The sequence below is a fragment of the Gordonia sp. SL306 genome (assembly GCF_026625785.1).
Taxonomy (GTDB): Bacteria; Actinomycetota; Actinomycetes; order Mycobacteriales; family Mycobacteriaceae; genus Gordonia.
Genome location: NZ_CP113063.1, coordinates 1,547,400 through 1,560,242, shown reverse-complemented (window position 1 = coordinate 1,560,242; position 12,843 = coordinate 1,547,400). Strand labels below are relative to the sequence as shown.

The window sequence follows — 12,843 nt, the reverse complement described above, 5'->3', positions numbered from 1 at the left end:
ACTGTGGGCGTTCTGGTTGTCACCCGTTCACCTCCCGAGTAGATTGTCAACAATCTACCAAGAACACCGAGATTTGCCGAAGGAACCGATGGAAACGACCGCCCGCTGGCTCAGCGCCGCCGACCTGGTGTCCGGCTTTTCCTCCGGCGAATTGTCGCCGGTGGAGGTGGCAGCCGAACACCTCGACGCGATCGGGGCCGGGAACGCCGCGATCAACGCCTATTGCCTGGTCGACGCGGATTCGGCCCTCGCCGACGCACGCGCCTCGGCGCAGCGGTACGCCGCCGGCCGGCCCCTGGGGCCCCTCGACGGCATCCCGGTCAGCATCAAGGACCTCCTGCTGACGGCCGGATGGCCGACCCTGCGTGGCTCGGAGCTGATCGAACCCGACGACCTCGACTGGAACGTCGATGCGCCTGCGGTCGCGCGACTGCGTGAGGCGGGTGCCGTGTTGCTCGGCAAGGTGACCACTCCCGAGTTCGGGTGGAAGGGAGTCACGGACAGCCTTCGGTGCGGCGTCACGCGGAATCCGTGGAACACCGACCGAACCTCCGGCGGCTCGAGTGGCGGGAGCGGGGCCGCGGTCGCCGCGGGCCTCAGCACGCTGTCGGTGGGCACCGATGGTGGTGGCTCCATTCGCATCCCGGCATCCTGTTGCGGCATCGTGGGTTTCAAACCGACGTATGGCCGCATCCCGCTCTACCCGGCAAGCCCGTTCGGCACGCTCGCCCATGCCGGCCCGATGACCAGAACGGTGGGCGACTGCGCGGCCATGCTCGACGTGCTCAGCGGCTTCGACTCGCGTGACTGGTCGGCGATGCCCACTCCGACGCGGCGCACGGCCGACCTGCTGGCGCGGGCGCCGGCAGACCTCGCCGGCGTGCGGATCGCATACAGTTCCACACTCGGGTTCGGATCGAATGATCCTGCCGTCCAACGGAACACCGACGCCGCAGTGGCTGCCCTTCGTGACCTCGGCGCCGACGTCACCGTGGTGGACCTCGAGTGGGAGGACCCGGCGTGGGCCTATCACATCCTGTGGTTCAGCGGGGCGGAGATGGTGGTGCGCGCGTTCGGGCCCGGGGGGATGGAGAAGATCGATCCCGGACTCCGGCAGGCTCTGTTGCGGCACAGCGGTTTCACTGCCGCCGACTACCTCGACGCCACCGCACTGCGGATGTCGATGGGCGTGGAGACGGGGAAGCTGCACGAGGAGTTCGACGTGCTGGTCACCCCGACGATGCCGACGGTGGCCTTCGAAGCGGGCGTTGATGTTCCGGCACACTCCGAGAGTCCCGATTGGACGTCGTGGACACCGTATTCCTATCCGTTCAATCTCACCGGGCAGCCCGCCATCACGGTGCCGAGTGGATTCGACGACATCGACGACGGGGCGGGTCTGCCCACCGGACTGCAGATCGTCGGAGCCCGACATCACGACGACATGGTCCTGCGTGTCGCAGCGGCCTACGAATCCGTGGCGCGATTCGCCACCCTGGAAGGAGTTCGATGACCGACCGGTTCATCTCCGTCCGCCTCGAGCAGCGTGACGTCACAGCCGTGGCACGCCTGCTCGACGACGAAGCGCCGCGCACCGCTGCCGCGGTGTGGGACGCGCTGCCGCTCGGCGGACAGGTGTATCACGGGAAGTTTGCCCGAAATGAGATCTACGCGTTACTTCCATCGTTCGCCCCGGCTGAGCCGGGGCCGGAGAACACCACCGTGACGCCCATTCCGGGAGACCTCTGTTACTTCACCTTTGACGGAGTTCTGACCAATCCGGCGTATGGGTACGAGTCCGGTTCCGCGCCGGGCGAGCATCAGATGCTCATCGATCTCGCGGTGTTCTACGGACGCAACAACCTGCTGGTCAATGGCGATGTCGGGTGGGTTCCGGGCAACGTCTTCGCGACCATTGTCTCCGGCCTCGACGAGTTCGCCGCGGCCTGCAACGACGTCTGGATGGGCGGTGCCCGGGGCGAAGTACTGTCCTATGCGCGTGCATCAGGGTAAGAACTAGAGGTAATGTCGATGAGTGTTTCGCAGGACAAGAGCCAAGGGCGGAAGAGGATTCTGACACCACTGGTGCAGGAGTCGACACCTGCGATCATCGCCCGGAAGTTGCACGACGCGATAGCGAGCGGTAACTTCCCGCCTGGCTCGCAGTTGACCGAGTCCGGTCTCGCGGCCGACCTCGGGGTCAGCCGCGGACCGTTGCGTGAGGCGATGCAGCGACTGACGGCCGAGGGATTGCTGGTCAGTCACCGCAACCGCGGATTGTTCGTGGTGTCGATGGAGGAGGACGACATCCGCGACATGTATGTGGCGCGGACGGCGATCGAGCGGGCGGCCATCGAACAGGTGATCGTCAGCGGGGATCGGGCGGCCATCGACGACCTCAATGCCGCAGTGTCGCGGATGCGTGGGTTCATCGACGATCCCAACGGTGCCGAAATGGCCGAGGCGGACATGGAGTTTCATCAGATTCTGGTGGAACATGCGCATAGTCAGCGACTTTCACGTCTCCACGAGACTATTCTGGTGGAAACGCGGATGTGCTTGCGCGCTATGCGTGGGACGTATTCATCGGGGAAGGAGCGGATCGACGAGCACCAGGCATTGGTGGACGCCATAGCGTCGGGGGACGCGACGGCGGCTGACACATTGATGATCGAACACATGAAGGATGGTCTGCACCGACTGGTCGGTGCAGGCGAGTCATCGGGGGCCATCTCGACCGCCTGATCCACTGCTTCACCGATCTCTATCCACCGATGTGAGTTGAGCTAGAAGACAACTGGCCGAACGAATTCCTTCAGGAAGGCACAGATGACTGAGGCATCCTCACCGGCGACGTATGAAGAACTCGCCCCGGATCCGGAGTCCCCGGAGGGCAGATCCCTGCTCCGCAAGGCCATCGGCGCATCCGCCATCGGCAATGCGACCGAGTGGTACGACTACGGCGTCTACGCCGCCACCGCGACATATCTCACCGAGGCATTCTTTCCCGGTGACCTCGGAAGCATCGGAACCATGCTGGGTTTCGCGATCTCCTTCGTGCTGCGTCCACTCGGCGGGATGGTCTGGGGACCGATCGGCGACCGTATCGGTCGCAAATCGGTTCTGGCCATGACGATCCTGTTGATCTCGGGCGCCACGGCGCTGATCGGCGTGCTGCCGACACATGCGGTCGCGGGGGTGTGGGCGCCCATCCTGCTCATCCTCTTGCGGGTGATTCAGGGCTTCTCCACCGGCGGTGAATATGGCGGTGCCGCAACGTTCATGGCCGAATACGCCCCGGACAACAAGCGCGGGCGATACGGTTCGTTCCTGGAGTTCGGCACCCTGGCCGGCTTCAGCGCCGGTACGGCGATCGTTCTGCTCTTCGAGCTGCTGCTCAGCGACGAGCAGATGCAGACCTGGGGCTGGCGTATCCCGTTCCTGATCGCTCTGCCGATGGGTCTCATCGGTCTCTATCTGCGGTCGCAGATGGAGGACACCCCGGTGTTCCAGGAGCTCGAGCAGGAAGACGAGATCAAGGGCTCCGCCTGGACCCGATTCAAGGATCTGCTGACCAACTACTGGCACCCGATCCTGGTGATGTTCGGGATGGTCATCGCGCTCAACGTAGTGAACTACACGCTGCTGGCGTATCAGCCGAGCTATCTGAAGAACACGATCGGCCTGTCCGAGACGTCGGGTTCCGTCGTCGTGCTCGTCGGGCAGGTGGCGATGATGGCCATGATCCCGTTCTTCGGGCGCTGGTCCGACTCCACCGGCCGAAAACCGATGTGGTGGGGGTCGCTGATCGGCCTGTTCATCCTCGCATTGCCGCTCTACTGGCTCATGGGTCAGGGATTCGCCTGGGCGATCGTCGGTTTCGTCATCCTGGGCCTGCTCTACATACCGCAGCTGGCCACCATCTCGGCGACCTTCCCGGCGATGTTCCCGACGCAGGTCCGGTACGCGGGCTTCGCGATCTCCTACAACGTGGCAACCGCTGCGTTCGGTGGCACGGCCCCGCTCGTGAACGACGCCGTCGTCGAGAACACCGGGTGGAATCTGTTCCCCGCGGTGTACATGATGGGCGCCTGCGCGATCGGACTGGTGGCGATGGTGTTCCTGAAGGAGACGGCGGGCTGCTCGATCCGTGGCACGGAGATCCCCAGCAAGGAGAACGATTTCAGCATGCTGCAGGGCATGAAGCCGTAGCCGCACGGTAACCGCGCACTGACAACGGTTCCCGCTCCCTCATTTCGTTCCCGCGCATTCGATCGAGTACGCAGGAACGGAACGGGGGAGCGGGAACTGTTGTGTCAGTGCAGGAGGCGTAGCGCGGTGAGCGCGTAGGCGCGTGCGGCGCTCACCAGATCGGCGATCAGCACCGACTCGTCGGGCTGATGCGCCTCGGCGTGAATGTCGCCCGGTCCGAAGACGATTGCCGGAATCCCGAGGTCGCGGTGGACGAATCCGCCGTCGCAGGCCGCGCTCCAGCCGCCCACCGACGTGGCCCGCCCGCCGTCGGTGACCGCGGAGACCGTGGTCGCCACCAGCGGATGGTCGGCGGGCGTTGCGAATCCGGGCATCTCCATGGTGACCCGGACGTCCACGGTGACACCGTCGGTGTCGATGGCCGACTCCCGGATCGCCGCGCGCAGACGCTCGGCGATGTGGTGCGGGTCCTCGTCCGGCATCAGGCGCCGATCGATGCCGAGACGGCACGTCGGCGCGACCACCGAGATGCCCTGTCCGCCTTCGATCGTTCCGACGTTCCAGGTTCCCGAACCGAGCAGGTCATCGGCGTCCATCGCGAGCTGGTGATGATCGAACCGGATGAGATCGACGATCGACGCCGCAGCCTCGATGGCGTTGCGACCGTCGGCCGGACGGCCCGAATGCGCAGCGCGGCCGGTGATGTCGATCTCGATGTAGGAGGCGCCGCGGCACCCACGGACGACGGTCAGATCGGTGGGTTCGGCCACGATGCAGCCCGCGAACAGATGCTCCGAACGGCGGGTGACGAAATCGCGGACGCCGATCCCGTGCTCCTCCTCGTCGACGGTGCAGACGAGCTGGACTGGACCCGACAGCTCCGCGCCGTAGGCCGGCGCGTGCGACAGCGCCTGCATCGCGATCACCGCCGCGGCCAGACCACCTTTCATATCCGTGGTACCCCGGCCGTAGATCCGTCCGTCGGCGAACCGCGGGCGATACGGATCCGAGGTCCAGCCCGGTCCCGCGGGCACCACGTCGGAGTGGCCGAGGACCATCAGACCGGGGCCGTCGCCTGCCGGGAGCGTCGCCACGAGATTGGGGCGCTCGGCCGCCACATCGTGGGTGCTCACGGTGAAGCCTGCCGAGCGACAGGCCTTCTGGAGCACGTCGACCGCTGCACCCTCGGTACCGCCCGGGTTCTCGCTCGAGGCCTCCACGAGCGACGCCGTGAGCATCGCGATGGTGTCGGCGTTGATGTGGGAGAGTACGCCGGCCTCTGCCTCGGTCAGCGACACCGCATCACCTTTCATCCGTTCGTCGTGCTTCGATCACTCATGGAGTATGAGCCATCTTCTCGAGGCTCGTGGTCAACCGGCGGATACCTTCGTCGATCCGCTCCGGGGTGCTCGAGGCGAAGCAGAGGCGTAGTGCGTTGCGGAACCTGCCGCCGGGCGACAGCGCGGGACCCGGGATGAAGGCCACTCCATCGGCCAGGGCCACCTCGAACAATTCGCGGGTGTCGATCTCGGCGAACTCCTCGCGCAGCGTCACCCACAGGAAGAAGCCGCCCTCGGGGTCGGTGGTGTCGACGCGGTCGCCGAGGTGCCGGCGGATGGAGTCGATCATCGCCTCCTTGCGCTCCCGATAGAGGGTTCGGATCCCGGCCAGATGATCCTCCAGGCCGCCACGCGCGATGTACTCCGCGACGATGTGCTGATTGGGCACGTTGGTGCAGGTGTCCATGGCCTGCTTGCCGTTGATCAGCAACTGCCGCAACGATGGGTCGGCGTCGACCCAGCCGACCCGCCAGCCCGGTGCGAGGATCTTCGAGAACGTGCGCACGGAGAACACCAGCGGGTCCTGCGGGCTCAGCGTCTGGAACGTGGGGATGTCGGTGCCGGCGAACCGCAGCAGCCCGTACGGGTCGTCGTCGATGATCATCGAGCCCCACTGATGGGCCAGCCGCAGCAGTTCGCGTCGTCGTTCCTCCGACAATGTGACGCCGGACGGGTTCTGGAAGGTGGGGATCGTGTAGATCGCCTTGGGGGTCAGGCGGGTGTGCGCGACGAGATCTTCCAGCGCGTCGACCTGCATGCCGTCCTCGTCGACCGGGACCTCGAGCAGTTGTGCGCCGTAGGAGAGGGCTGTCGCGCTGCCGTTGGTGTAGGTCGGTGACTCGACGATCACCAGGTCGCCGGGATCGACGAAGAGCTTGCACGCGAGGTCGAGTCCCTGCATGCCGCCCGTGGTGATGACGAGTCGTTCATGGCTCGACGGGTCCGGAGTGGTCGCGAGATAGTCGACGAGCAGTTGTAACAGGCGTGGCTCGCCTTCGGTGGCGCCGTAGGTGAACGACGAGTTGTCGAGGATCTCGCCTGCGATCTGCCGGAACTCGTCCGCCGGCACCGCCTCGTCGGCAGGCGAGCCCATCGCGAACCGCACGATGTCGTGGGATTGCGATGCCAGCAGCGACGTCGACGAATCGATCATCGACCCGACCAGGTCTTTGGCTCGTCCGGCCAGTGGCAGGGTGGGCGCCGATCGTCGCAGATCGTGGGTGGTGGGTTCGGTGGTGGCGGTCATCGTGGTCACCTCAATTCATCGGTGCTGGGGCTCATGGATCTCTACTTGCGGATCAGTTCGCGTGGGAAGCTGGTGAACGTCTCCACGCCGGTCGGGCTCACCCGGACTGACTCGGACAGCTCGAAACCGTAGTCGTCCATCCACATTCCGCAGACGATGTGGAAGGTCATGTTGGTCTCGAGGACCGTCTCGTCCTCGGTCCGGATGCTGATGGTGCGCTCACCCCAGTCGGGGGGATAGCCGATGCCGATCGAATATCCCAGGCGCGAGGGCTTTTCCAGCCCGTACTTGGCGAGGGTCCAGTTCCAGGTGGAGGCGAGCTCCCGCGTCGCCACCCCCGGGCGGATGGTGTCGAGCACGTTGTTGAGACCCTCTGCGGTCGCGTTCGCGACGTAGTCGAGATCCTTCGACGGTTTCCCCAGCGACACGGTCCTGGCCAGCGGGCAGTGGTAGCGCTTGTGAGCGCCCGTCAGCTCGATGACGACGGCCTCGTCCTCGACGAAGGTGCCCTGATGCCAGGTGAGATGCGGCGTGTCGGCTGCCGCGCCGGTCGGCATCATCGGCACGATCGCCGGGTAGTCACCGCCGAAGTCGTCGGTTCCGGTGATCTGGGCCTGCGAGATGGCCGCGGCGGCATCGCACTGGCGCACACCGACATCGATGGTGTCGATCGCGGCGCGCATGGCCTCCGAACAGACCATCCCCGCCTGTCGCATGAGTTGCACCTCGGCATCGGACTTCACCGACCGCACCCAGTTGACCAACTCGAAGTTGTCGACGAGTTTCCACTCCGGGATCGCGTTGTACAGCGCGCGATAGGCCTTGGGGGAGAAGAAGTGTGAGTCCATCTCCAGCCCGACCGAGCCTTTGGAGGCCGGTGCGATGAGGAACCGCTGGCGCAGTGCCCAGGCCACCCAGTCGAACGGATGGACATGCGGACGATGCACGTAACTCTCCGGGTAGCCGACGATCTGATCCTCGCCGAGCCACGTGGTGCGGTGTGCGCCATGCGCATCCATCTCGCGGGCGAAGAACACCATCTCGCCGTCGATCGGCACGAACAGCATCTGCGGGGTGTAGAACGACCACGCGTTGTAGCCGATCAGATAGAAGATGTTCGCCGGATCGGTGACGATGATCGCCGAGAGTCCCTGCCGGTCCATCATTTCGCGGACACGGGTCAGCCGCTGCTCGTACTCGCTGTCGGTGAACAGCTGAGCGCCCAGGTACATCCGGTGTCTCCTGTCTGGTTGATCTGGGTGGGGACGGCGACTACGGCGTCGGGATGGGTCGGGCGATGTACTTGACGTCCAGGAACTCCTCGATCCCCAGGCGGCCGCCCTCGCGCCCGAGACCCGACTGCTTCACACCACCGAAGGGCGCCGCCGGGTTCGACACGAGTCCGGTGTTCACGCCGACCATACCGACCTCCAGCTGGGTCGACAGCCGATCGGCGCGGTCGATGTCGCGGGTGAAGAGGTAGCCCACCAGGCCCCAGGGCGTGTCGTTGGCGAGCCGGAGGACCTCGTCGTCGTCGGAGGAACCCGAGGCAGCGTCGGCGCCGTCGGTCCCGAACGGGATGATCGCGGCGACGGGCCCGAAGATCTCGGTGTGCATGAGGTCGGCGGCGGGGTCGACGTCGGTCAGCACGGTCGGCGGGTAGAAATGCCCTGCGCCGTCGGGACGTTCGCCGCCACAGGCGATACGGGCGCCACGCTCGACGGCGTCGGAGACGAGGGTGGTCACCTTGTCGACGGCCTTCTCCTCGACGAGCGGACCGACCTGTGTGCCGTCCTGGCTGCCGTCGCCGACGACGAGGCTGCCCATCCGGGCGCTCAACTTCTCGGTGAACTCGTCGACTACGGCACGGTGCACGAAGATCCGATTGGCAGCGGTGCACGCCTGCCCCATGTTGCGCATCTTCGCCACCATCACGCCCTCGATGGCACGGTCGACGTCGGCGTCGGCGCACACGATGAACGGCGCGTTGCCGCCGAGCTCCATCGAGGTGCGCATCACCGTACCGGCGGCCTGTCCGAGCAGGATCTTGCCGACCTCGGTTGAGCCCGTGAAGCTGACCTTGCGGGCCTTGCCCGAGGTCATCCACTCACCGACGACGGCACTCGGATCGGAGGTCGTGACGACGTTGAGCACGCCGTCGGGAAGACCTGCCTCGGCGAGGATCTCGGTGAGCAGCAGAGCGGTGAGCGGGGTGAGCTCGGCCGGCTTGAAGACCATCGTGCAACCGGCGGCGACCGCGGGCCCGATCTTGCGGGTCCCCATGGCGAGCGGGAAGTTCCAGGGTGTGACGAGGACACACGGGCCGACGGGCTGCTTGCTCACGACGACCCGGTTGGCGCCGTCGCCGGTGATGGTGTGGTCGCCCCCGATGCGCACGGCCTCCTCGGCGAACCAGCGGAAGAACTCGGCGCCGTAGGCGACCTCGCCGCGTGCCTCGGCGAAGGGCTTACCCATTTCGGCGGTCATCACGGACGCGATCTCGTCGGTGCGGTCGATGATGAGTTGGTAGGCGCGGTAGAGGATCTCGCTGCGCGACCGGGGGGATGTCGCGGCCCACGCGGCCTGGTGATCGGCAGCGGTCTGCAGGGCGCGGCGCGCGTCGTCGGCGCTGCCGTCGGCGACCTCGGCGAGCGCCTCACCGGTGGCCGGGTTCTCGACGGTGAAGGTGGCACCGGACGCGGCCGGCGACCATCGGCCGTCGATGAAGAGGTCGGTGTGGATGCGCGCGATCGCCTGGGCGGCAGCGGTAGGGGAGATGGTGGCGGTCATGGTCACGCTCCTTCGGGGTCGGTGGGCTCGGTTGGGTCGGTGGGCTCGGCGGTGGTTTCCGTCGGCGGATCTTCTGTTGCTGTCGGCGGGATCTCGGTTGCTGTCGGCGGTCGGGGGGTGGTGGCTCCGCGGGTGAGGAGCTCGGCGATGTGCAGGCCTGTCGAGGAGATGGCCGGGTCGGTGGCGGTCAGGTGGTCGACGGACATGGCGCAGCTGAAACCGTCGGTGATCACCGGTCGATCGGGCGCAGAGCGCAGTGCCGGGGCGAGCGCATGCTCGGCGACGGCCACGCTGACCTCGTAGTGTCCCTGCTCGAAGCCGAAGTTGCCGGCGACGCCGCAGCATCCGTCGGCGGTGTGTACCTCGACGCCGAGCGACTGCAGGACCGCGGCGCCGGTGGTCGCGCCGAACACCGCGTGCTCGTGGCAGTGGGTCTGCAGCGTGACGGCTTCGGGCAGGCCTTCGGGCCGCCAGCCTGCCTCCACCAGGCGGGACAGGTGGTCGGCGAAACTGTGCACCCGCGACGACACCCGGTGCGCCGCATCGGTCTGCACCAATTCCGGCAGATCCTTGCGGAGGGCCGCCGCGCAGCTGGGTTCCGGCACCACGATCGGGCGGTCCGTGCCGTCGTCGAGGTGCTCGGCCGTCCGCGACAACACCTTGCGGGCATGGGTCAACTGGCCGGTGGAGATCCAGGTGAGGGCGCAGCAGTTGTCGGCGCTGCACCCGACCGCGTCGCCCGTCGACCCGAGTACTTCGGCGGCGGCGGTGGCGACGTGCGGGCGGAACGCCTTGGTGAACGAGTCGACGAACAGCACCGTGTCGGTGGCCGCGGTGACCGGCGCCAAGGCCCGCAGATGTGTGCGGCGATCACGCCGGGTGGCGAATCGGGGCATGCTGCGTCGCGGATCGAGGCCTCCGGTGCGCGCGGCCAGTCGGCGCAGCGGACTCTTCAACGCCGCGTTGATCGCGGGCGCCAGGGTGCCCGCCACACCGAGCCATGCGGGCATCCACCCGAGCGAGTAATGCGACATCGGCCGACGGCGACCGCGGTAGTGGTGATGGAGGAACTCGGACTTGTAGGTGGCCATGTCCACACCCGTGGGGCAGTCGGTGGAGCATGCCTTGCACGAGAGGCAGAGATCCAATGCCTCGGCGACATCGGTTGACTGCCAGCCGGTCTCGACATCCGGTGCGGTTCGGACCATGTCCTGCAGGACGCGCGCGCGTCCGCGGGTGGAGTCTTTCTCGTCGCGGGTGGCGCGATAGCTCGGGCACATGACTCCGCCGGAGGTGGAGCGACAGCGGCCGACGCCGATGCAGCCCTGGACCGCGTGAACGAACGGGTCCGGCGAGGTTGTGTGTGCGCCTCGAGGGATCTCGCTGATCTCCAGAAAACCGCCCCCGAAATCCGCCCGCTGAGGGGCCGCCGTCGACATAATGTCATCCGCGGACGTGCCGAGGGCGCCTTTCTGGGGCGCTTTTCCGGGAGCGCCCGGTGCCGGCGGTGCGGGCGGTTCCGGCGCGGCACCCGGGGCGGACGGACCGGGGACACCGAGCTGGAACATGGTCGGCCAGGTGCGCGGTGGGACGCCGGCGAGCGCGAGATCGTCGGTGATCGGCGGTGGATCGACGATGGAACCCGGGTTCAGCGTGCCCTGCGGGTCCCAGATCTGCTTGAACTCGGCGAAGGTGGACAGCATCGCCGGTGTGTACATGATGGGCAGCAGCGCGGATCGCGCGCGTCCGTCGCCGTGCTCGCCGGACAGTGACCCGCCGTGCGCGACCACGAGTCGTGCTGCGTCCGTGCAGAAACCGTCCATCACGGCGCGCCCTTCGGCGCTGCGTAGATCGAAGGTGATCCGCACGTGCATGCAGCCCGCGCCGAAATGCCCGTACATCACCCCGGTGAGGTGGTGGCGGTCGAGGAGGTCGGTGAACTCGTCGAGGTAATCGGCTAGCCGCTCAGGGGCGACGGCGGCGTCCTCCCACCCCGGCCAGGATTCGTAGTCGGCGCCGACGCTCTCGTCGTCGGGATCGGCGAGCCGAGACGACAGACCCGCGCCGTCCTCGCGTACGCGCCAGAGTGTCTTGCGCGCAACCGGATCGGGAACCGTGGTGCCCGCGATCATCCGCCCCCGCGAGCGGAGGTCGTCGAGGAGCAGCTTCGCGGTTGCACCGACGTCCGTCTCGGACTTGCGCGTGGCGCTCTGCTCGTCGATGTCGATGAACAGCCATGCGGTGCAGTCGCGGTCGGCCACCCCGGGTAGCGCGGAAACGGTCTCGCGACCACGGCGTGCGGCCATCGTCGCGACGATCTTGCGGTCGATGCCCTCCACCGCCGACGGCGCGTACGGCAGGATCGCCGGGATGTCGCGCGCGGCGTCGCTGACGGTCGGATAGCCGACGCAGATCAGCAGTGGCGAGGCGGCGACCGGTACCAGCCGGACCCGCGCGCCCACCACGACGGCGCAGGTCCCCTCGCTGCCGACGAGTGCACGGGCCACATCGAAGCCGTTCTCCGGCAACAGCTTCGCCAAGTGATATCCGGACACCTGACGGGGAATGGTCTCCAGGTCGGTGCGCAGGATCGCCATGTGTCGGGCCGCGAGGTCACGGAGGCGGCGGGTGAGCTCCGCAGCACGCTCGACCGCAGCTTCGTCGGCGTGGTCCGTCGCCTCGATGCCGTGACGGGTGGCGGTCAGGCGCCGACCGTCCGCGGTGACCAGGAACAGCTCCTCGACATGATCGGTGGTACGGCCGTGGCGCACAGAGTGATTCCCGCACGCATCGTTGCCGATTGCCCCGCCCAGAGTGGCCCGTGACGCCGACGACGGGTCGGGCGCGAACGTGAGGCGGCCGTCGGTGGCGGCGCGCGCCTGCGCCGCGAGCGTCGTCAGGACGATGCCGGACTCCGCGACGGCCGTCCCGGATTCGGTGTCCACCGACAGAACCCGGTTCATGTACCGGGACAGATCCATCACGATGCCGGGGCCGATGGCGTTGCCGCCCATCGAGGTGCCGCCCCCACGCGGGATCAGGGGGATGCGATGGCTGTGGCAGTACGACACCGTGCGCGCCACATCGTCGGCGTCGCGGGGGAACACCACGGCGACCGGACGGATCCGGTAGTTGGAGGCGTCGTAGGAGTACTCCGCGAGACGCCGCGACGAGGAGTCGACCTCGACGCCGAGGGCGTCGAGGTCTCCGGCGACATCGGTCTGCGTACCGCCGGCGGTGGGGGCATGTGTCATC

General features: G+C 67.1%; 9 protein-coding genes. 4 read left to right on the top strand and 5 right to left on the bottom strand.

The window, feature by feature from the left end; genetic code table 11:
• The first annotated feature begins 88 nt into the window (after positions 1 to 88).
• The 4 genes from OVA31_RS07055 (at position 89) to OVA31_RS07040 (ending at position 4,212) form a co-directional block, all read left to right on the top strand.
• On the top strand, positions 89 to 1,513 hold the full coding sequence (locus OVA31_RS07055; protein WP_267630382.1) for an amidase: 1,425 nt from the start codon (positions 89 to 91) through the stop codon (positions 1,511 to 1,513).
• Entirely contained in the window at positions 1,510 to 2,013 is a 504-nt protein-coding gene (locus tag OVA31_RS07050) for a DUF3830 family protein (protein WP_267630381.1), read from the top strand. Before OVA31_RS07055 ends, OVA31_RS07050 begins: the two co-directional genes overlap by 4 nt.
• Positions 2,014 to 2,031: 18 nt before the next feature.
• A complete protein-coding gene (locus tag OVA31_RS07045) occupies positions 2,032 to 2,745 on the top strand; it encodes a GntR family transcriptional regulator (protein WP_267630380.1) in 714 nt (237 codons plus the stop codon).
• An 84-nt stretch (positions 2,746 to 2,829) separates the two neighbouring features.
• Entirely contained in the window at positions 2,830 to 4,212 is a 1,383-nt protein-coding gene (locus tag OVA31_RS07040) for an MFS transporter (protein WP_267630379.1), read from the top strand.
• Positions 4,213 to 4,316: 104 nt separating this feature from the next.
• On the opposite strand, the gene OVA31_RS07035 is transcribed toward OVA31_RS07040, so the two are convergent.
• From OVA31_RS07035 to OVA31_RS07015, 5 genes are read right to left on the bottom strand one after another with little or no spacing between them, the layout of a single operon-like run.
• Positions 4,317 to 5,525 carry a M20 family metallopeptidase gene (locus tag OVA31_RS07035; RefSeq protein WP_267630378.1) on the bottom strand — a complete coding sequence of 403 codons (1,209 nt, stop codon included), beginning with the start codon at positions 5,523 to 5,525 and terminating at the stop codon, positions 4,317 to 4,319.
• 22 nt (positions 5,526 to 5,547) lie between these two features.
• Positions 5,548 to 6,798 carry a PLP-dependent aminotransferase family protein gene (locus OVA31_RS07030; protein ID WP_267630377.1) on the bottom strand — a complete coding sequence of 417 codons (1,251 nt, stop codon included), beginning with the start codon at positions 6,796 to 6,798 and terminating at the stop codon, positions 5,548 to 5,550.
• Between the two features lie 41 nt (positions 6,799 to 6,839).
• Positions 6,840 to 8,030, bottom strand: coding sequence for a M24 family metallopeptidase (locus tag OVA31_RS07025; RefSeq protein WP_267630376.1), 1,191 nt, complete (start codon positions 8,028 to 8,030; stop codon positions 6,840 to 6,842).
• 40 nt (positions 8,031 to 8,070) lie between these two features.
• A complete protein-coding gene (locus OVA31_RS07020) occupies positions 8,071 to 9,588 on the bottom strand; it encodes an NAD-dependent succinate-semialdehyde dehydrogenase (RefSeq protein WP_267630375.1) in 1,518 nt (505 codons plus the stop codon).
• A 2-nt stretch (positions 9,589 to 9,590) separates the two neighbouring features.
• The gene (locus OVA31_RS07015) at positions 9,591 to 12,842 is read right to left on the bottom strand and encodes an FAD-binding and (Fe-S)-binding domain-containing protein (RefSeq protein WP_267630374.1); all 3,252 of its coding nucleotides are present in this window, start codon (positions 12,840 to 12,842) and stop codon (positions 9,591 to 9,593) included.
• Between the last annotated feature and the right edge of the window lies 1 nt (position 12,843).

Bases quoted from the DNA above. Each gene is read 5' to 3' on its own strand.
- OVA31_RS07055 (WP_267630382.1), top strand. From the start codon at position 89: ATGGAAACGACCGCCCGCTGGCTCAGCGCCGCCGACCTGGTGTCCGGC.
- OVA31_RS07050 (WP_267630381.1), top strand. From the start codon at position 1,510: ATGACCGACCGGTTCATCTCCGTCCGCCTCGAGCAGCGTGACGTCACA.
- OVA31_RS07045 (WP_267630380.1), top strand. From the start codon at position 2,032: ATGAGTGTTTCGCAGGACAAGAGCCAAGGGCGGAAGAGGATTCTGACA.
- OVA31_RS07040 (WP_267630379.1), top strand. From the start codon at position 2,830: ATGACTGAGGCATCCTCACCGGCGACGTATGAAGAACTCGCCCCGGAT.
- OVA31_RS07035 (WP_267630378.1), bottom strand. From the start codon at position 5,525: ATGAAAGGTGATGCGGTGTCGCTGACCGAGGCAGAGGCCGGCGTACTC.
- OVA31_RS07030 (WP_267630377.1), bottom strand. From the start codon at position 6,798: ATGACCGCCACCACCGAACCCACCACCCACGATCTGCGACGATCGGCG.
- OVA31_RS07025 (WP_267630376.1), bottom strand. From the start codon at position 8,030: ATGTACCTGGGCGCTCAGCTGTTCACCGACAGCGAGTACGAGCAGCGG.
- OVA31_RS07020 (WP_267630375.1), bottom strand. From the start codon at position 9,588: ATGACCGCCACCATCTCCCCTACCGCTGCCGCCCAGGCGATCGCGCGC.
- OVA31_RS07015 (WP_267630374.1), bottom strand. From the start codon at position 12,842: ATGACACATGCCCCCACCGCCGGCGGTACGCAGACCGATGTCGCCGGA.